A 19,165-nucleotide genomic window follows, 5' to 3' on the forward strand; every position below is an offset into this window, starting at 1 on the left:
CACCAGCCCGTACAGCAGCAGCGCGGGCAGCCACAAGGTCCAGGCCTCGCCCGTCTGCAACCAGACGAGCGGCCCCGCGGCGACGAGCAATGGCACCGCCAGCGACAACAGCCAGGCGTAGCGCTTGCCGTCGCGCCAACGCAAGGGTGCAGGCGACGGTGCATCGAGCGTAGCATGGACAGCCATTGCGCACCTCCAAGACAGAGCCCACCGGCTCAGTGTTGCCCTTGACCGTTCGCCACTCTACGCCGAAGCCGCGGACGGTGTTAATTGGGTGCAAACCCGATCGGCTGATTTCAAAAGCGCACGCCCGTGTGAACTCGGTCACGAAACCGTCATTGACTTGGAGCTGACGGATTGAACGCCCCTTACTGCACTGCTACGATTCATTTTTGGCCTGCCGGGCCGGGTTGATCACAGGTATTCAAAGGGCATCGCGATGTTTGGATTTTTCAAGAGTTTCTTTGGCAACTCCGTCAACGATAGCCAGATCGCCGAGGAGGCCGCGCAAGCCATGGATGCGCTCGACATCCAGATGGCCAAGGCGGCGCACGAAAACTGGAAAATTCGTCTCCAGGCCTATCTCGACGGCGCGTCCACCGAAGATCTCAATGCCGAAACCATTTGCTTCGACAACCGTTGTGACCTGGGCCAGTGGATCTACGGCCCCGGCCAGCAGCGCCTGGGGCGCTTTCCCGGCTTCACCGCACTCAAAGGCCATCACAAGATGTTCCACTACGCTGCATCGAATGTCGTCGCGCTGGCCAAGGCCGGACGTGAGGCGGAAGCACGCAAGATGCTGGCCACGCAGTTCGCGGGCTTTTCCAAAAACGTCATCGCCGAGCTCGACCAGCTCGAAGCCATCGTGACCGAGGTCAAGAAGATTCGTCGCAAGCGCGCTTGAGGACCATGGCCCAGGAGGCGCGCCCCCGTGGCGAGCCGCCCCTTCTCGATCAGTTCAGCTCGGTCACGAAGGCGCTGCGCGGGCGGCGCACTTTTTCGAGCTTGACGAGCCAGTCCTTTTCTTCGAGACGATAGCCCAGCGGCAGCATCGCCACGCTGCGCAGGCCGCGCGCCCTCAGGTCGAGGATCTGGTCGAGCGCAGCGGGATCGAAGCCCTCCATCGGCGTGGCGTCCACGCCCTCGAAAGCGGCGGCCACCAGCGCCACGCCGAGCCCGATGTAGGCCTGGCGTGCTGCGTGTTGGAAGTTCAGCTCGGCACCCCGTTGCGGATAGGTGGCCAGCAGCATCTGGCGGTAGTTCTCCCAGCCTTCGTTCTTGAAGCCGCGAACCTCGTTGGTGAGGTCGAACATGTGGTTGATGCGCTCGGGCGTGTAGTCGTCCCAGGCCGCAAAGACGAGCAGGTGCGAGCCATCGGTGATCTGGGCCTGGTTCCAGGCGATCGGCCGGATCTGCTCGCGGATCGCCGGGTTCGTGACCACGATGATTTCATAGGGCTGCAGACCGCTCGAGGTCGGGGCCAGTCGCGCGGCCTCGAGGATGCGTTCGACCTTTTCGGCCGGCACGGGTTTGCTCGGGTCCATCGCCTTGGTGGCGTAACGCCAGCGCAGCCGTTCGAGCAGCGGTTCAGCGGTGGTGGCGGTCGAGGGGGTGGAAGACGAGAGAATGGGCATGAGAGATCCTTGAAAAACGGAAAACGACAGGTGCGCTCGGCACCTTGGCAACCAATGTAGGGCTGGATTCACGCGTTGCATAGACCCAATACGACACAATACTGTTGCTAATCAGGCAACAAAAGCGCGATCAACGATGCCCAACCCCCTGCACCTCGCGACCTTCGCCGCCATCGTCGACGCCGGCAGCATCAGCAAGGCCGCCGCGCGGCTGGGCTGCGGTAAGTCGGTCGTCTCCAGGCAGCTCGCGCGGCTCGAAGCCGAACTGGGTGCACGGCTGATCCAGCGCACCACGCGCACGCTGACGCTCACCGAAGTCGGCGAGGCGGTCTGGCTCGAAGCGCAACAGATCGAGCGGTCTTTGAGCAACGTCGAGCAGATCGCCGGGCAGTTTCAGCAAGAGGTGCGCGGGCGGCTGCGCGTAACCTGCCCCCGCCCACTCGGCCAGCGTTACCTCGTACCGCTGGTGGCGGCGTTTTCGCGCGCCTACCCGAAGGTGGAACTGACGCTGCAGGTGGAAGACCGGCTGATCGACCTCGTGGCCGAGCAGATCGACGTGGCGCTGCGGGTGGCGCATCTCGAAGACTCGAGCCTGGTCGCGCGCAGAATCGCCGACAACCCGCGCGTGCTGGTCGCTGCGCCCCAATACCTCGAACACGCGCAAAGACCGCAGACGCCGCAGGACCTGGCGCAGCATCGCTGCCTGCTGTTCATGAGCGGCAACAGCGTCTGGGACAGCTGGACGTTTCAGCGAGATGGCAACGCCATGACGGTGCGCGCGCAAGGCTCGATCCGCGTCAACGACGGCCTGTCGCTGGCGGCCTTGGCCTGCGCCGGTGCGGGCGTGGCGGTGATCGACCGGCTGCTGGTCGCTGCCGAACTGGCCAGCGGCGCACTCGTCGAGTTGCTGCCCGAGTACCGGCTCAACCCCGGCCCGCCGATCCACGCGGTGTACCCGGCCCGGAAATGGTTGCCGCTCAAAACCGCGGTGTTCCTCGAGTATTTGCAGGCGCACCTGTTCGAGGACGGAGTCTGACCCCGACGGCGCGATCGATGAAGGCCGGCCTTACTTCGGCCGGTACAGCGCGCAGAGCTTGTGGCCGTCGGGGTCGCGCACGTAGGCGAGGTAGAGCGCGCCGAGTTGGCCCTCGCGCAGACCGGGCGGGTCTTCGATCGACACGCCGCCGTGCGCGACGGCGGTGTCGTGGAATTGCCGGGCTTGCTCGGCGGATTCACATTTGAAGCCGAGGGTGAAGCCATTGGCGCAGGTCGCGGGCTCACCGTTGATGGGCTCGGTGATGCAGAAGGTCACGCCGCCGTGGCGGTAGAACAGCCGCATCTGGCCGGTCGCATTGCGGTTGCGCACGGCTTCGCCGACGCCGAGCACGCCGAGCACGGCGTCGTAGAACCGCTGTGATCGCTCGATGTCGTTCGATCCGATCATGACGTGGCTGAACATGCGTGGGTCTCCTCGGTGGGAAAGCAGAACTTAGGGCAACGCTGAATAAGTTCCCGCGATGGTGCGCGCCCGGCGGCGGGATGATATGCGAGGCGCAAACCGCAGCCATAGCCGCAGCTATGGCGAGGATTTGCAACGAAGCAGACCGCCCGCAGCCGGGATGCGCGACGCGTGAGGGACTGGTTCAGCGTTGCCTTAGCGCGTGATTGTGACCGCAAGCGCTCGCGCGTGCACGGCTGGGCGGGGTCGGCGGCGTTCAGCGGAAATCCCGGCTGCTGGGCGCGGTATCGGCGAGGCGGCCAAGCAGCGGTGTGAGGTCTTGCAGGTGGCCGGCGATGAGGTGACAGACGGCGCCGGGGCCGTTTGCGGGTTCGCGCTGCCACTGGCCGTAGACGGCGAGCAGTTGCGCGTGCAGCAGCGGTGCGCGCTGGCGTTCTTTGAGTGCGGGCCAGACGATGACGTTGACGATGCCGGTTTCGTCTTCGAGCGTGAGGAAGGTCACGCCCTTGGCCGTGCCGGGGCTTTGCCGCATCGTGACGAGGCCGCAGGCGCGCACCAGGCGGCGGTGCGGCGCAGCTTGCAGCTCGGCGGCGGTGGCGAGCCGCCGCTCGGCCAGCTGCGGCCGCAGCAGCGCGAGCGGATGGCGGCGCAGCGTGAGGCCGGTGGCGGCGTAGTCGAACACGATGTCTTCGGCCTCGGGCGGAGCGCGCAGTGCCGCGGGTGCGGCCTCGTGGGCGGCTTCCTGCACCGGGGCCTGCCGCAACAGCGCAACGCCGCGGTGCGGGGCCACGGCGGCCCAGGTCTGCTGGCGACGGTGGCCGGCGAGCGTGGCGAGTGCGTCGGCGGCAGCGAGCCGGTCGAGCATGGCGGCGTCGAGCGCGGCGCGCTGCGCGAGGTCGGCCACGCTCTCGAACGGCCGCTGCCGGCGCGCGGCGACGATGCGCTGTGCTGCAGCCTCCGCAAGGCCGCTGACCTGCTGCAGGCCCAGGCGCACGGCGGGCTGTGCGCTCGGTGCGGCGGCTGCGGTCGGCGGCGGGGACGCGGGCTCTTCCAGCGTGCAGCGCCAGTCGCTGGCGCACACATCGACGGGCCGCACCTCGACACCGTGGCGGCGTGCGTCTTGCACGAGCTGGCTCGGGCTGTAAAAGCCGAGCGGCTGGCTGTCGAGCAAGGCGGCGAGGAAGCAGGCGCTCTCGTGGCATTTGAGCCAGGCGCTGGCCCACACCAGCAGCGCGAAGCTCGCGGCGTGGCTCTCGGGAAAGCCGTATTCACCAAAGCCCTCGATCTGCGCGAACAGGCTCTGGGCATAGGCCGCGCTGTAGCCACGCGCGAGCATGCCGCCGACGATGCGCTCGTAAAACGCCTGCACGCCGCCCTTGCGCTTCCACGCCGCCATGGCGCGGCGCAGGCTGTCGGCTTCGCCCGCGGTAAAACCCGCGGCGAGCATGGCGATCTGCATGACCTGCTCTTGAAACAACGGCACGCCCAGCGTGCGCGCGAGCGCCTCGCGCAGCGCGGGGTGCTCGTCGCGAACGGGCTCGAGGCCCTGACGACGCCGCAGGTAGGGGTGGACCATGCCGCCTTGGATCGGGCCTGGGCGCACGATGGCGACTTCGATGACGAGGTCGTAGAAACAGCGCGGCTTCAACCGCGGCAGCATGCTCATCTGCGCGCGGCTTTCGATCTGGAACACGCCCACGGTGTCGGCCGCGCCGATCATGGCCCAGGTGGCGGGGCAGTCGGCGGGTATGTCTTGCAGACGGAAGGGCGCGCCGCGGCGTTCGCTGACGAGTTCGAGACAGCGGCGGATGGCGCTGAGCATGCCCAGCGCGAGGACGTCGACCTTCATGAGGCCGAGCGCGTCGAGGTCGTCCTTGTCCCACTGGATGACGGTGCGGCCGGGCATGGCGGCGTTTTCCACCGGCACGAGTTCGGTGATGGGACCGTCGGTGAGCACGAAGCCGCCCGGGTGCTGCGAGAGGTGGCGCGGCAGACCCAGCAGTTCGGCGCTGAGCGCGAGCCACAGCTCGAGCCGCGCGGGCGGCACCGGCGGCGCGGCGGGGCCGAGGCGCTGCAGCGTGTCGGCCAGGCGCTGGGCGCAGACTTCGCGCGCATACAGCGGCGGGTGCTCGCGTGCGAAGGCGGCGATCAGCGCTTCGGGCAGGCCCAGCGCCGCGCCCACCGCGCGCAGCGCGCTGCGCGGCCGCCAGGCGATGGCGACTGCGGTGAGGGCGGCGCGGTCGCGGCCGTATTTGGCGTAGAGGTACTGGATGACCTCCTCGCGGCGCTGGTGTTCGAAATCGACGTCGATGTCGGGCGGCTCGTTGCGCTCGCGGCTGATGAAGCGCTCGAACAAGGTGTTCATGCGCGCGGGGTCCACCTCGGTGATGCCCAGGCAATAGCACACGGCCGAGTTCGCCGCCGAGCCGCGCCCCTGGCACAGAATGCCGTGGCTGCGCGCAAAGCGCACCAGGTCGTGCACGGTGAGGAAATACATCTCGTAGCCGAGCTCCTCGATCAGCGCGAGCTCGTGCTCCAGCTGCGCCATGACCTTCTCGGGCACGCCCGCGGGGTAGCGCGTGGCCGCGCCCGCGAGCGTGTGCGCGCGCAGCGTCTGCGCCGGCGTGTGGCTCGGCAGCAGCGTCTCGCGCGGGTAGCGGTAGCGCAGCGCGTCGAGGCTGAAGTGGCAGCGCGCGGCGACTTCGAGCGTGGCCTCGAGCAGCGGCACGGGGTAGAGCGCGGCCAGCCGCAGCCGCGCGCGCAGATGCGCCTCGGCATTGGGTTCGAGCGCGCCGCCACATTCGGCCAGCGGCCGGCCCAGGCGCACGGCGGTGAGCACGTCGAGCAGGGGTTTGCGCGCTCTGCGGTGCATGCGCACGTCGCCAGCGGCCACGAGCGGCACGCCGCTGGCCGCCGAGAGGGCTTCGAGCTCGCGGAGCCAAAGCGCGTCGTCGAGCTGGTGCAGCAGCTCCACCGCAAGCCAACAATGGGAACCGAATTCCCGCTTCGCCAGCGTCAAACGCTGCTGCAGTGCTTCCAAATCCAGAGCATGCCGATGCAGCCGCGCGGGCGCGAGGATGAGCTCGCACTGCGGCAGCCGCGCCGCCGTCACGTCGGCCCAGCGCACGCGGTACTGGCCCTTGGGGCAAGGCTGAACCGGTCCGTCGCGCGCCGCGCCGCCCGGGAACGGATGCAGCGTTGCCTTGGGCACGGCGCGGCGCGCATCGGTGATGAAGCGGCACAGCGCCGCCCAGCCCACGGCGTCGCGCGCGAGCACGATGAGGTGCAATGCGGCGGCGGTCGGAGCGGAACCTGCTGCCTCTGCCGCCTCGACGGAGAGGACGAACTCGGCGCCGCAGAGCAGCTTCAAGCCAAGCTTCTTGGCCTCGGTGTGCGCCCGCACCAGGCCCGAGACGCTGCACTCGTCGGTGAGCGCCAGCGCCGCGTAGCCCAGCGCATGCGCCCGCGCAACCAGCTCCTCGGGCTGCGAGGCTGCCAGCCCGAAGCTGAAGGCGCTGCGGGCATGCAGCTCGGCATAGCCGGGCAGCGGCGGGTGCAGGCGCGAGGCCGAAGGCTGGGGGTCGGTGGGTGCCCAGAGGCTCATCCGAAAAACCCGTGCAAAAACCACTGCGCTTGCTCACCGGCGTCGGCATCGGTGTGCGCGCGGTGGCGGCGGCGCTCGCGGAACACCCACACCAGGCCAGCGCCGGGGCTCTCGGCGATGAAGTAGTCGCGCTGGGCCACCAGGGCCTGCGGGTCGGGTGCGGCTGCTGCGGCGTCCCAGCGCAAGGCCTCGATGCGCTGCGGCCCCACGCGCAGCTCAAGCGCCCCCTGGTACAGCGGCCGCTCGCCGCGCAGCGCCAGCCGCAGCGGGCGCTCGAGCAGCCAGGACGGCAGCAACGCAGCCGGCATCGCCGAGCCGCATTCCGGCGTGCCGTTTTTGGCGGTCTTTCCTGGGTAGGCCAGCGAAAACTGGACTTTGATTGCTCTGTTTTTAGAAGCATCGGCCGGCACCCAGCGCTGCATGGCTTCGGGCCGGGGGTCGGCCTCGCGCTGCACGCGCAGCACCGCACCGGCGCCCAGCCGCGCGGACAAGCGCTCGGTCAGCGCGTGCCAGGCCAGCGCGTCGGCACGCTCGCCCGCCGCCAGCGGCAACAGGCTCTCGCTGGCCGTGGAGAGCGGCGCGGTTCTCCGCACGCGCAACCGCACGCGCTGCACCGGCGCAGGCCAGACGACGCGCGCCAGATGCTCGGCCAGCAGCCGCTCGATGTGCTCGAGGTCGGCGGTCGGCTCGGCGGTGCGCAGCGGCAGACGGCCTTGCACCGGGCCGTCACGTCGGCGGTCGTGCTGCCAGATGAGTTCGAGCGCCAACACCCCCTGCGTGCGGGCGCACAGCCAGGCCCGCAGTTGCGCGAGCAGGCCCTGCGCGTGGGCCAGCAGCGCCGGCGCCGACTCGAGCGCAAACGGCAGTTCGACCGCCTCGTCGAAGCGCTCGGGCAGCACCAGCCATGGCAGCACCGTCGGCCGCAAACCCCAAGCCTGATCGAGCGCCTCGAGCAAAGCCGGCCCCAAGCGCCGTGCCAGCGCCGCCCGGGGCAAAGCACGCAGTTCGCCCCAGCTGCGGCAGCCCAGCCGCGCCAGCGTGTCCAGATGCGGCCGCGCCGCCGCCAGCGCCGCCAGCGGCAAAGCCTCGGGCGCGACGCGGGCGCCGCACTCGATCGCCGGCGCCGACCCCGCCTCGTCCACCGGAGCGATCGGCGGCATGTCGAGTCGCCCAACCGCTATCCAAACCGTAGCGCCTTGCGCCCATTTCATGCCGGGAATCGGCGGAATTTCCTCAAAAAACCGCCGAATCAAGGCGGCGCGGCCGCCAAACAGCCGCTCGCTCGCGGCGATCTCCAACACCAGCGTGCGCGCCGCCGCATCGCCCGAGCGGGCCTGTGCGCGGCGGCGCGTGGGCGCCGGTGTGGACGGGGAAGCGGTGGCCGGGTTGGGCGCTGCATCCTCCACCCAGGCCACGCGCGGCGTGAAGCGCAGCGCATGCCAAGCCAGCAACCGGTCGACCCCAGCCGGCAACGCCTCCGCCTCGTCTGCGGCGGGCCGCCGCAGCGCCAGCCAATGCTCGCTCGGTCGGGTCATGGCCAACCCTCATGCCAGGGCAAGCGGCTGCGGCGACCCGCCCGGCCCCGCGGACACGGACGCCGGCAAGGACTCGGTGGCCGGCGCAGCGGCGGGTGTCGGCATGGGAGCGCAAGCAGGAGTAGGAGTGGGAGCGGTCACGGCCCCGCGCGCCATCCCGGCGCGCAGCCGCGCCCGGTACACCGGTTGCGCCGCCAGCAAAGCCTGCAAGCGCGCCGGAAAGCGGGGCAGCCCCAGCGGCTCGGCCAGCGGCGGCCCGCGCCGCTTGAGCAGTTGCACGCGCAGCCGCTCGTCGCCCTCGGCCTGCACCGCCAGCCGCAGCACCGCGCAGCTCGGCGCAGCCTGCGCCGCCTCGGGACGCAGCGCGACGAGCAGCCGGCCGCTGCCCTGCGCGGCCAGATGCAAGCGACGCAGCAGCAGGGCCTCGGACGGTGGTTCGGCAACGCGGCGGGCACGCGGCGGCTGGGGTGAGGCCGACGGCGGTGTCGGCACCGGCATCGCGTCCTCCGCAGCCCCGTCACCGGCCGCCCCTGCGAACAGCGGCCCATGCAACCACAGCAACACCGCGCCCACTTCGGCGCAGCCCAGTGCCTGCCGGGCCGCCCAGGCACGCTCGACCGGCGTGCGCGCACGCACCCACAGCAAACGCTGCGCCGCGATGCCCTGCGCCTCGAGCGCCGGCGCAAACGGCGGCAGCGGCGCGCCCACCAGCACCACCGCGCCGTCGAGGGCCGACAGCGCGGGCGCGAGCAGCCGCCACAGCGCCTGCGTGGGCGCGCGCTGCAGCACCTCGACCAAAGCCCCCAGCGGCCACCCCCCACCGGGCAGCACCGCATCCAGCGCCGCGTGCCCCGTGGCACACACCCGCACAGGGGCCGTACCCAAGGCATCGGCGCGCCAAATATCGGGCCGCGTCCGCCAACCCTGCGGCGCGGCCTGCACTCCATCCACCGACGCAGCCAGGCCCGCCTCGCTCCCAGGGACCGGGGTCGACAGGCGCGAAGTCGGCGGGACAGGCGAAACGGCAGGCATATGCAGAATGGCGCGCTTGCGGCCCGCCCTGAAAACGGCCGGCCCAGGGCCATGGGACGAGCGGAAGCGAAAACGGTGTCAAAAGCGGGCCGAAAAACAAATCAACTGTATGTTTGTACAGTATAGATCGCTTCGACCGAAACGCAAACCCGCGCGCGAGGGGCTTGCTCAGGGTCGCCCTACCCCAGCGCCCTACCCCAGCGCCGTCTCCCGCCCCTCCACGTCGCGCCGCACCAGCGGAAAACCCGGCAGGCCGCGCAGCAGGCGTTTGCCGTAGCCCGTGCGGGTCAGGCGCCGGTCGTAGCAGGTGACGTAAGCGTGGTCGGTTTCGGTGCGGATGGCGCGGCCGGCCCATTGGGCGAGGCGGATGGCGGTGGCGGGGATGACGAGTTCGTTGAACGGGTCGCGCCCGGCCGCGCGCAGCCACTCGGCCCGCGCCTCCTCCACCGGGTCGTCGGGGCTGGCAAACGGCAGCTTGGTGATGAAGAGGTGCTCGCACAAGGCGCCGGGCAGGTCCAAGCCTTCGCCAAAGGACTGCATGCCGAAAATGATCGACGGCTCGCCGGCCGCCACGCGCTCGCGGTGGCGGGCCAGCAGCACGCTGCGCGGCCATTCGGTCTGCACCCACACGCGCGCGCGCAGATCCGCCGGCAGCGCCTGCACGGCCACGCGCATCTGCTCGCGCGAGGTGAACAACACCAGCGCGCCGCGCTCGACGGCGGCCAGATCGGCGACGAGGCGCTCGGCCAGTTCGGCATTGAAGGCGGCCGCGTCTTTGGGGTCGGCGCGGGTTTCGACGATGGTGAAGCGCCCCTGGGTTGCGTAGTCGAACGGACTTTCGACCTCGAGCGCGCGCACGTCGGGGTCGGCCGCGAGGCCGCTTTCGCGCAGGAAGAAGTCGAACTGCCCGCAGCTCGTGAGCGTGGCCGAGGTCAGCACCGCGCCGCGCACCTGCGGCCAGAGGTGCGTGCGCAGGGTCGCGCCGCTGAGGATGGGGCTGGCGTGCGCGCGCAGCACGACGAAATCACCTTCGACGCTGCTGCTGAACCATTTGGCCATCGGCAGGCCGACCTCGCCCGGGGGCGCATCGGACGCATCCGGCGCGGCGTCGCTCGGGCGCCATGCGGTGACCGGCGGCGCGAGCAAGGCGCGGGCTGTGGCATACACGTCGTCGAGGCGCGGCGCCAGCGTGCCGATCTGCGCATACAACGCCGACAGGCGCCGCGCCTCGTCGGGCTTGTCGCGGATCTCGGCCTTGAGCGCGCGCGCGACGGCGCTCACGGCGGCCAGCAGCGCTTCGGACGTAGCCTGCAGCAGTTGCAGCGGCTCGTCGAAGGCTTCGGGCAGCGCGCCGCGCGGCAGCCGCACCCGCGCGGGCCCAAAAGCATCGCCGCCGGCGCGCAGCGTGTCGCCCCAGGCGTCCATGGCCAGGCGCGCCAGATCGGCCAGCGTCTGGCGGATTTGCCCAGCCAGCCGCGGCACGTCGACGACCTCCGACACCGCGAGCAAACCGCCCGTACGCACCACGCGGGTCGCCAGGCGCTCGAGCCAGAGCGTGCGCGAAAGATCCATTGCGTGCGAAAACTGGTCGAGCGCAGTGGCGGGCAAGTGGTGCGCTTCGTCGAGCACGAGCAGGCAGTGATCCAGCTCCGGCAGCAGCCGCGCGCCCAGCGACGACAGCAGCAGATCATGGTTGGCCACGATGACCTGCGCGCCCACGAGCTCCTTGCGTCGCTCGTAATAGCTGCACTGACCAAACAGCGGGCAGTGCCGCCCGGTGCAGCTGCGCGCGTCGGCGCCCACCGGCGCCCAGAGGTCCGCCTCGGGCGGCGTGGGCAGGCTGTCGCGGTCGCCGTCCCAGAGCTTGGAGGCCAGCGCCTGCGTGAGGCTGGCGTAGAACTGCAGCCGCGCGCTCGCGCTGTGGCGGCTGGCCGCGCCGGCGTCGAGCGGTTCGTCGGGCTCGGCGTCTTCGTCGAACAGCGCCACCTCTTCGCCGCCGCTGAGACGGTTGAGCTTGAGTTTGCACACATAGCGCCCGCGCCCCTTGGCGAGCGCAAAGCGAAACGGCTGCGGCATTTGCGCGGCCAGCTGGGGCAGGTCCTTGTTCACCAGCTGCTCCTGCAGCGCCACCGTGGCGGTGGAAATCAGCACCCGCGTGCCGCGCGCAAGCGCCAGCGCAATCGCCGGTGCGCTGTAGGCGAGCGATTTGCCCACGCCCGTTCCCGCCTGGATGACGGCAATCGCGCGGCGCGGCGCGGCCTCACCACCGCCGGCGGTCTGCTCGGGCTTGCCCAGCGTGACAGCACAAAACGTCTGCGCCACGGCTTCGGCCATGCGGCGCTGGCCCGGACGCGGGCGCAGCTCACCCGCACCCGCCGCCAGCACGGCATCGAACGCGGCGAGCGCGTCGCGCGCGAGGGCATCGGAAGCATCGGTATCGGCAGACATGAAGGTGGAAGTGTTGCACACAGCGCGCGCGGGCCGGATGCCGCGCGGGGCCTTGAAAGCACGCGGTTTGACCGTATCATTAGCACTCGGTTCGCGCGAGTGCTAACATTCGCGCCCGCAGAGTGAAGGGAGTGCCGGCAGCCTGAGCCGCCGACGCTTCCCGCTCCATCCAACGTGCATCCATCTAACCCATAGGAGATCTCATGAAACTGCGTCCTCTGGCTGACCGCGTGATCGTCAAGCGTGTCGAAAGCGAAACCAAGACCGCCTCCGGCATCGTCATTCCCGACAACGCGGCCGAAAAGCCCGATCAGGGTGAAGTGATTGCCGTGGGTCCGGGCCGCACCAACGACAAGGGCGAAGTCAAGCCCCTGACGGTCAAGGTCGGCGACCGCGTGGTCTTCGGCAAGTACAGCGGCCAGACCGTCAAGGTCGATGGCGAAGAACTGCTGGTGATGAAGGAAGACGACCTGTTCGCGGTCGTCGAGAAGTGAATCCCGCCCAGCGCACTTCGCGTGTGAAACCTACCCTTTTTTGAATACGGAGAAACAGACATGGCAGCAAAAGACGTCATTTTCGGTGCAGATGCACGCCACCGCATGGTTGAAGGCGTGAACATCCTGGCCAACGCGGTCAAGGTCACGCTCGGCCCCAAAGGCCGCAACGTGGTGCTCGAGCGCTCGTTCGGCGCGCCCACCGTCACCAAGGACGGTGTCTCGGTCGCCAAGGAAATCGAGCTCAAGGACAAGCTCCAGAACATGGGCGCGCAAATGGTCAAGGAAGTGGCTTCCAAGACCAGCGACAACGCCGGTGACGGCACCACCACCGCGACCGTGCTGGCGCAAGCCATCGTGCGCGAAGGCATGAAGTACGTGGCCGCGGGCATGAACCCGATGGACCTCAAGCGCGGCATCGACAAGGCCGTCGACGCCCTGATCGCCGAGCTGAAGAAGGCATCCAAGCCCACCACGACCAGCAAGGAAATCGCCCAGGTCGGCTCGATCTCGGCCAACAGCGATAGCTCGATCGGCCAGATCATCGCCGATGCGATGGAAAAAGTCGGCAAAGAAGGTGTGATCACCGTCGAAGACGGCAAATCGCTGCAAAACGAGCTGGAAGTGGTCGAGGGCATGCAGTTCGACCGCGGCTACCTGTCGCCCTACTTCATCAACAACCCGGACAAGCAGGCCGCAATCCTCGAAAACCCCTTCGTGCTGCTCTACGACAAGAAGATCAGCAACATCCGCGACCTGCTGCCCACGCTCGAAGCCGTGGCCAAGGCCGGCCGTCCGCTGCTCATCATTGCCGAGGACGTCGAAGGTGAAGCCCTGGCCACGCTGGTGGTCAACACCATCCGCGGCATCCTGAAGGTCTGCGCCGTCAAGGCTCCGGGCTTTGGCGACCGCCGCAAGGCCATGCTCGAAGACATCGCCATCCTCACGGGCGGCAAGGTCATCGCCGAGGAAGTGGGCCTCACGCTCGAGAAGGTCACCCTGGCTGACCTCGGCCAGGCCAAGCGCGTCGAAGTCAGCAAGGAAAACACCATCATCATCGATGGCGCTGGCTCCCCCGCCGACATCGAAGCGCGCGTCAAGCAGATCCGCGTGCAGATCGAGGAAGCCACGAGCGACTACGACCGCGAGAAGCTGCAAGAGCGCGTGGCCAAACTCGCCGGCGGCGTGGCCGTCATCAAGGTCGGTGCCGCCACCGAAGTCGAGATGAAGGAGAAGAAAGCCCGCGTCGAGGATGCCTTGCACGCCACCCGCGCTGCGGTGGAAGAAGGCATCGTCGCTGGTGGTGGCGTCGCGCTGCTGCGTGCCCGTCAGGCCGCTGGCGAGATCAAGGGCGACAACCACGACCAGGACGCCGGCATCAAGATCGTGCTGCGCGCGATCGAGCAGCCGCTGCGTGAAATCGTGGCCAACGCCGGTGGCGAGCCCAGCGTCGTCATCAACAAGGTGCTCGAAGGCAAAGGCAACTTCGGCTTCAACGCCGCCAACGACACCTATGGCGACATGCTCGAAATGGGCATTCTGGACCCGACCAAGGTCACCCGCACCGCGCTGCAAAACGCCGCGTCGGTCGCCGGCCTGATGCTCACCACCGAGTGCATGGTCGCCGAAGCGCCGAAGGAAGAAGCGCCCGCTGCCGCCGGCGGCATGGGCGGCATGGGTGGCATGGGCGACATGATGTAAGTCGCAGCCCGGGTCCACGCATGCGGGCCCGGCTGGCTCCCGCCACCGAGAGCCACTTCCAAAAAAGCCCCGCGGGTTCGCCTGCGGGGCTTTTTTTATTCCAACATATACCACCTGTTTTTCTCCCGTTTGCGCAAGAATGTTGCGCCTATCGGAGATCTTCACAGCCCCCCTCAGGGTGACCGGCGGTGGTTTTCACGCAGTCACCTGCGAGACCCAAGACTTGGGGCCAAAGTGGCGTGGCGGCAACCTAGGCGCCAGCTATATGCGCCTCCACTCAAATCTCATTTAATATGGGCCTACCCATGTTCTATTGATCCGGCCAGAATATGTTTGAACCCCGTTACCATGGCGAAGTCCGGGATCCAGACACGACGCCAAGCCAGGAGCTGGCTACCGGAGGTCAATCTTCACCTGGCCGGATCAATAGAGGGTGCACTGCACGCAAGCAATCTGCCAATCATCCTTCCTGAAGGAAGCCTCCTATGAAAATCATCTCCAAAACGCTGATGCGCCCCCGAACTCTGCTGCCTCTCGCCGCGGCCTTGGCATTTGGCCTGAGCGCCTGTGGCGGGGGAGGCGGGGGTGTTTCAAGTGGAACCGCGAACTTTGCCCTGACCGACGCGCCCGTTTGCAACGGACTGCAAAATGTCTTCGTGACGGTCACCGCAATCGAGTTGATCGGTCAATCGGGCACATATTCGTTGACCTTGCCGAAGCCTGTCCAGGTCAACCTCACGACCTTGACGAACGGCGCGAAGCTGTTCCTGGGCAGCATCAGCGTGCCGGCTGGAACCTACCAGCAACTGCGCCTGATCCTGGCCGCGAATACGGGTAACGGCGGCTCCTATGCCAACTATGTCGTGCCGACGGGCTCGACGACGCAGGTTCCATTGACCACGCCCAGTGCGCAGCAAAGCGGCTACAAAATCAATGGCCAGTTCACGGTGGCGGCCAACGGTCAAGTCAACCTGACGATAGACTTCAATGCCTGTCGCTCGGTGGTGATGGCGGGCAAAAGCGGCCAGTACATCCTCAAGCCGGTGCTCAATCTGGTCGACGATGAGCAATCGGGTTCCATCACGGGCTACCTGCCAACAGCCGCTGCCGGGGCTGTCGTCATGGCGGAAGACAACCAGGGTCACATCGTCAAGACGACAGTGGCTGCGGCCGGTGCCGCGAGCACCGACCCATCGACGTTCACGCTGGCACCGCTGCCGGCCAACAGCACCGGCTATAACGTGGTGATCGCTCCACCGGCGCCCTCGTCCGGGACGCCAAGTCCGAACATCGCGCCCAATGTGGTGCTGAGCGTCCCCGTGACGGTGGGTCAAGTCACCACGCTGGGCAGCTCCAGCTCACCATTGCCCACGATCACCAGCACGCAGGACGCGACCTACAGCGGGACCATCACCCTCGAGCAGGAGGCGGACACCCTAATCGTGGCGCAAGAGTCTTTGAACTCAGTCACAATTAGCATTGCCCAGACCAACGGCGTTGAATCGACCAGTTCGACGACGACAAAAAGCTATGCCATGGTGTTGCCGACTGTCGCGCCGAACGTCGCCAGCTATACGAGCGGTGCCCTGAAGTTCACCCAAAGCTCGACGGCCCCGGCGATCACGATCCAGGCCTATGCCTCGGACGGGGAATCGGGTAATACGACCGCGGCCAACGGCCCGATCAGGCTTTCCGGAAGCAGCGACACCACGTTTGAAATGAATCATTGATGAACGCAAAGCCAGCGGCGTGAGCGCCGAGGCTTTTGTGCAGAGCAAGGGCATCAGTTACGAGATCGACTCCGGGCTGTGCCCGCAGTGTGACACCCTGAGCCGCATCAGCGAAGAGATCAGCGAGCTTTGATTGTGATGTCGGACGACGGATCAAGGATAGCCAAAATCTCATCAATCCCCTCTTCACCGAGTTTGTCTGATCGCATCGGGCCTCTGAAAAAAACCCAAGCTTCGCTCAGCCACGCTTTATTGAAAAGATGGGTTCACCAGCCGCTTACTGATTTCCGGTCTCGATTGCTGGTGGCCGCCTGGAACCCGTCCAGACGGGTTTCGAGAACAGAGATGCGATCCCGCCAGGCAGCGCCAGTCATTTCGCGTGCGCCTTGTGCGCCTCAACGTAGGAACGCAAAACGGCATTCATGCGCGACTGATACCGCTTGCCGGGTTGACCAGGATGAGGAAGACCTACTTAGTCGCTTCGCTCCCTCGGCCGTGGACAACACCTGTAGACGGACTGCGCCGCCCACAGGGTTGCCCACCGCACCAGCCCTTCGCCCACAAGCTCCACAGGCTGCTACCCCCAATTCGAGATAGGTACCCAAAATGAAGCGGTCGCGAGGGGCTATGATTTCGCAAATATGGGGCTGACTCAAGCTCAGCACCCCACATCCACATCCGTCTTCGCCAACACTCCCAGCTGCCGCAACAGCACACCAAGATGCTGCCACAGACCTACCTTCCCTCGAACAGACGGAATAGGTCAGAGTTGCTTGGGAATAGGGTGGAATTGCTGATTATGCCCCGGCCTGGCGCCGTCTACGCTACGCGCACACAGACGCGGGACACGCCCTTGCGCGCGGGCTCACGCTCGCGCGTATTCACGCCGACACCCGCGCCCGTGCGGGCATGACGACGATCACTTTTTGATAGCGCAACCTGACCGGTTGGCGCTGGGGTCCGGTTAATTGTTCTCGAAAAACGGTGCCAGACGGCCGATCAGGCCCGCTGTGGCGGCATCCAGGCCGGTCACATCGCCGCTCAAGAGCCGAGGGGTGAGATCGCGCGCGAGCGCTTTGCCCAGCTCCACGCCCCACTGGTCGAAACTGTCGATGCCCCAGAGTGAGCCGCTCACGAACACCCGGTGCTCGTAGAGCGCGAGCAGCGCGCCGAGGCTGCGCGGCGTGAGATCTTCGAGCAGAAGGAAGCTGCTGGGCCGGTTGCCGGGAAAATGCCGGTGGCCGCCGGCATCAGCCTGCCCGACCATCAGCGCCCGCGCCTGCGCCAGCGCATTGGCGATCAAGCCCGCATGATGCCCGACCAGCCCATGGCGCGCGCGCGCGACCGCGAGGAACTCGACCGGAATCACGTCCGTGCCCTGGTGCAGCAGCTGGAAAAAGGCATGTTGGCCGTTGGTGCCAGGCTCTCCCCAAACCACGGGCGAAGTCGGCAGCGTGAGCGCGCGGCCGCGCAGATCGACGCGCTTGCCGTTGCTTTCCATCTCGAGCTGCTGCAGATAGGCCGGCAACCGCGCCAGCCCCGCGTGGTAGGGCGCGACGCAGCGGCTGCCAAAACCCAGCACGTCACGGTTCCACAGATCGAGCAGCCCCAGGCGCGCCGGCAGATTGGCCTCGAGCGGCGCGGTGCAAAAGTGCGCGTCCATCGCATGCGCGCCGGCCAAAAAAGCGCGAAAGCCTTCGGCCCCGATCGCGATCGCCAAGGCCAGCCCCACCGCCGACCAGACCGAGTAGCGCCCGCCCACCCAGTCCCAGAAACCAAACGTGGTCTCGATCCCAAACGCGCGCGCGGCCTCCACGGCCGTCGTGATGCCCACGAAATGCCGCGCCACATCACGCCCCCCCTGCGCCAGAAACCAGTCGCGGGCCGAATGCGCGTTGGTCAAGGTCTCGAGGGTCGTGAAGGTTTTGGAGACGACGAGGAACAGCGTGCGCTCAGGTGCCAGGCCCGCGAGCGTCTGGGCCAGTTCATGCCCGTCGAGGTTGCTCACGAAATGCACGCGCGGTCCGGTGCCGCCCCAGGCGGCCAGCGCCTGCACCGCCATGCGTGGCCCGAGGTCTGAGCCGCCGATGCCGATGTTGACCACATCGGTCATGTCCGGGTCGGCCCGAACCGCCTCGGCGTAGGCCAGCATCCGCTCCAGCGTCTCGAGCACCGCCCGGTGCAGCGGCGCGAGTGCGGGCGTCGGCCAGCCCGCGATCGCGCTGCCCACAGCCGGCGCGCGCAGCAAGGGGTGGAGCGCGGCGCGGCCCTCGGTGGTGTTGACCGGCTCGCCGGCAAAGAGCGCATCGCGGTGGGCTTCGAGCCCGCAGGCGCGCGCCAAGGCCAGCAGCTGAGCCTCGGCCGCCGCGTCGATGCGGCTGCGCGACCAATCGGCAAACAGCTCAGGCGCGCCCTGGCTCAGACGCGCGAACCGCTCGGGGTCCCGCGCAAAAGCCGCGCGCACATCGAAATCCGGCTGCGCCGCAGCGAGCCGGGTCAGCGCCGCCCACTCGGGCGTTTCATCGCAACGCGGGCGCTCTCTCCAATCCATCGGCCTTTACCCCCCCCGCACCCAGCAGCGCGTCGAGTTTGCGCGCATCGACGCAAAAGGCACGGATGCCTTCGGCGAGTTTTTCGGTCGCCATCGCATCCTCGTTGAGCGCGAAGCGAAATTCCGGCTCCCGGTAATGCACTTCGGGCAACTCCATCGCGCGCGCCGCCTGCGGGTCGAGCGCACGCTCCACCGGCGCGTCGCTCGCCGCGAGTTGCGCGAGCAGCTCCGGGCTGATGGTGAGCAAGTCGCAACCGGCCAAGGCCAGAATTTGCCCCGTGTTGCGAAAGCTCGCTCCCATGACCTCGGTTGCGATGCCGTGGTGGCGAAAGTAATTCCAGATCCGCCGCACCGACTGCACGCCCGGGTCGTACGCGCCGGCGTGCTCGGCCTCGACCCAGGAAGCGCCCGCAGCCTTTTTGTACCAGTCGTAAATGCGGCCCACGAAGGGCGAGATCAGCCGAACGCCGGCGTCGGCGCAGGCCACCGCCTGGCAAAACGCAAACAGCAGCGTGAGGTTGGTGTGGATGCCTTCGCGTTCGAGCGTGCGCGCGGCCTCGATGCCCTCCCAGGTCGCGGCGATTTTGATGAGCACGCGGCGCTCGGTGTCCACGCCCTCGGCGCGATACAACGCCGCCAGCCGCTGCGCCCGCGCCACCGTCGCGTCAGTATCGAAGCTCAGCCGCGCATCGACCTCGGTCGACACCCGACCCGGCACGCGATCGAGAATTTCGCAGCCAAAGCGCACCAGCAGCCGGTCCACCCGCTCATCCAGCGGCGCGGCGCCGTGCGCGGCCTGTACCTGTGCGAGCAAAGGCGCATAGGCGAGCTTTTGCACCGCCTTGAGGATGAGCGAAGGGTTGGTGGTCGCGTCCTGCGGCCGGTAGGCCGCGATGTCGTTGAAATCCCCCGTGTCGGCAACGACCACGGTCCATAGGCGCAAGGCATCGAGCGTATTCATACGTCACCATTATCAG

The 19,165-nt window shown here is 67.8% G+C and carries 13 protein-coding genes and 1 pseudogene; 5 read left to right on the plus strand and 9 right to left on the minus strand.

What is annotated here, in order from left to right; translation table 11 throughout:
* Positions 1-186, minus strand: a pseudogene (locus JHC36_RS00665) (hypothetical protein); the annotation flags it as partial.
* Between the two features lie 253 nt (positions 187-439).
* Between JHC36_RS00665 and JHC36_RS00670 the strand changes: the two are divergent.
* Complete coding sequence (locus JHC36_RS00670; protein WP_287914583.1) at positions 440-904, plus strand: CZB domain-containing protein; 465 nt, start codon at positions 440-442, stop codon at positions 902-904.
* A 49-nt stretch (positions 905-953) separates the two neighbouring features.
* Here the strand turns inward: JHC36_RS00670 and JHC36_RS00675 are convergent, their stop codons facing one another.
* A complete protein-coding gene (locus tag JHC36_RS00675; RefSeq protein WP_287914586.1) occupies positions 954-1,634 on the minus strand; it encodes an NAD(P)H-dependent oxidoreductase in 681 nt (226 codons plus the stop codon).
* A 136-nt stretch (positions 1,635-1,770) separates the two neighbouring features.
* Here JHC36_RS00675 and JHC36_RS00680 point away from each other — a divergent pair, with 136 nt between their 5' ends.
* On the plus strand, positions 1,771-2,670 hold the full coding sequence (locus tag JHC36_RS00680; protein ID WP_287914589.1) for a LysR family transcriptional regulator: 900 nt from the start codon (positions 1,771-1,773) through the stop codon (positions 2,668-2,670).
* 30 nt (positions 2,671-2,700) lie between these two features.
* Here JHC36_RS00680 and JHC36_RS00685 read toward each other — a convergent pair whose 3' ends face one another.
* The 5 genes from JHC36_RS00685 to dinG all read right to left on the minus strand — a co-directional run bounded on the left by JHC36_RS00685 (position 2,701) and on the right by dinG (position 11,712).
* Positions 2,701-3,093, minus strand: a complete 393-nt coding sequence (locus JHC36_RS00685; protein WP_124220851.1) for a VOC family protein — start codon at positions 3,091-3,093, stop codon at positions 2,701-2,703.
* Positions 3,094-3,349: 256 nt separating this feature from the next.
* Positions 3,350-6,697, minus strand: coding sequence for an error-prone DNA polymerase (locus JHC36_RS00690; protein WP_287914593.1), 3,348 nt, complete (start codon positions 6,695-6,697; stop codon positions 3,350-3,352).
* Positions 6,694-8,232, minus strand: a complete 1,539-nt coding sequence (locus JHC36_RS00695; RefSeq protein ID WP_287914596.1) for a DNA polymerase Y subunit UmuC family protein — start codon at positions 8,230-8,232, stop codon at positions 6,694-6,696. The genes JHC36_RS00690 and JHC36_RS00695 overlap by 4 nt, the downstream gene beginning before the upstream one ends.
* A gap of 9 nt (positions 8,233-8,241) precedes the next feature.
* The gene (locus tag JHC36_RS00700) at positions 8,242-9,264 is read right to left on the minus strand and encodes a hypothetical protein (RefSeq protein ID WP_287914599.1); all 1,023 of its coding nucleotides are present in this window, start codon (positions 9,262-9,264) and stop codon (positions 8,242-8,244) included.
* Between the two features lie 192 nt (positions 9,265-9,456).
* A complete protein-coding gene (gene dinG / locus JHC36_RS00705) occupies positions 9,457-11,712 on the minus strand; it encodes an ATP-dependent DNA helicase DinG (RefSeq protein ID WP_287914602.1) in 2,256 nt (751 codons plus the stop codon).
* A 203-nt stretch (positions 11,713-11,915) separates the two neighbouring features.
* Between dinG and groES the strand changes: the two genes are divergently transcribed.
* The 3 genes from groES to JHC36_RS00720 all read left to right on the plus strand — a co-directional run bounded on the left by groES (position 11,916) and on the right by JHC36_RS00720 (position 15,637).
* Positions 11,916-12,206 (plus strand): co-chaperone GroES, encoded by a 291-nt coding sequence (groES, locus tag JHC36_RS00710; protein ID WP_124220863.1) that lies wholly within the window; start codon positions 11,916-11,918, stop codon positions 12,204-12,206.
* Between the two features lie 60 nt (positions 12,207-12,266).
* A complete protein-coding gene (gene groL, locus JHC36_RS00715) occupies positions 12,267-13,907 on the plus strand; it encodes a chaperonin GroEL (RefSeq protein ID WP_124220865.1) in 1,641 nt (546 codons plus the stop codon).
* Between the two features lie 485 nt (positions 13,908-14,392).
* Positions 14,393-15,637 (plus strand): DUF4382 domain-containing protein, encoded by a 1,245-nt coding sequence (locus tag JHC36_RS00720; RefSeq protein ID WP_287914608.1) that lies wholly within the window; start codon positions 14,393-14,395, stop codon positions 15,635-15,637.
* Positions 15,638-16,601: 964 nt separating this feature from the next.
* Here the strand turns inward: JHC36_RS00720 and pgi are convergent.
* Both pgi and tal read right to left on the minus strand, forming a co-directional pair.
* Positions 16,602-18,188: a glucose-6-phosphate isomerase gene (pgi, locus tag JHC36_RS00725; protein WP_287914611.1), complete on the minus strand. Its 1,587-nt coding sequence runs from the start codon at positions 18,186-18,188 to the stop codon at positions 16,602-16,604.
* Entirely contained in the window at positions 18,157-19,149 is a 993-nt protein-coding gene (gene tal / locus JHC36_RS00730) for a transaldolase (RefSeq protein ID WP_287914613.1), read from the minus strand. The genes pgi and tal overlap by 32 nt, the downstream gene beginning before the upstream one ends.
* Positions 19,150-19,165: the final 16 nt, after the last annotated feature.

The sequence above is a fragment of the Tibeticola sp. genome (assembly GCF_022759015.1).
GTDB classification, from domain to species: domain Bacteria; phylum Pseudomonadota; class Gammaproteobacteria; order Burkholderiales; family Burkholderiaceae_C; genus Tibeticola; species Tibeticola sediminis.

Excerpts from the sequence above, each read along its gene's own strand:
- JHC36_RS00670 (WP_287914583.1), top strand. The coding sequence starts at position 440 with ATGTTTGGATTTTTCAAGAGTTTCTTTGGCAACTCCGTCAACGATAGC.
- JHC36_RS00675 (WP_287914586.1), bottom strand. The coding sequence starts at position 1,634 with ATGCCCATTCTCTCGTCTTCCACCCCCTCGACCGCCACCACCGCTGAA.
- JHC36_RS00680 (WP_287914589.1), top strand. The coding sequence starts at position 1,771 with ATGCCCAACCCCCTGCACCTCGCGACCTTCGCCGCCATCGTCGACGCC.
- JHC36_RS00685 (WP_124220851.1), bottom strand. The coding sequence starts at position 3,093 with ATGTTCAGCCACGTCATGATCGGATCGAACGACATCGAGCGATCACAG.
- JHC36_RS00690 (WP_287914593.1), bottom strand. The coding sequence starts at position 6,697 with ATGAGCCTCTGGGCACCCACCGACCCCCAGCCTTCGGCCTCGCGCCTG.
- JHC36_RS00695 (WP_287914596.1), bottom strand. The coding sequence starts at position 8,232 with ATGACCCGACCGAGCGAGCATTGGCTGGCGCTGCGGCGGCCCGCCGCA.
- JHC36_RS00700 (WP_287914599.1), bottom strand. The coding sequence starts at position 9,264 with ATGCCTGCCGTTTCGCCTGTCCCGCCGACTTCGCGCCTGTCGACCCCG.
- dinG (WP_287914602.1), bottom strand. The coding sequence starts at position 11,712 with ATGTCTGCCGATACCGATGCTTCCGATGCCCTCGCGCGCGACGCGCTC.
- groES (WP_124220863.1), top strand. The coding sequence starts at position 11,916 with ATGAAACTGCGTCCTCTGGCTGACCGCGTGATCGTCAAGCGTGTCGAA.
- groL (WP_124220865.1), top strand. The coding sequence starts at position 12,267 with ATGGCAGCAAAAGACGTCATTTTCGGTGCAGATGCACGCCACCGCATG.
- JHC36_RS00720 (WP_287914608.1), top strand. The coding sequence starts at position 14,393 with ATGAAAATCATCTCCAAAACGCTGATGCGCCCCCGAACTCTGCTGCCT.
- pgi (WP_287914611.1), bottom strand. The coding sequence starts at position 18,188 with ATGGATTGGAGAGAGCGCCCGCGTTGCGATGAAACGCCCGAGTGGGCG.
- tal (WP_287914613.1), bottom strand. The coding sequence starts at position 19,149 with ATGAATACGCTCGATGCCTTGCGCCTATGGACCGTGGTCGTTGCCGAC.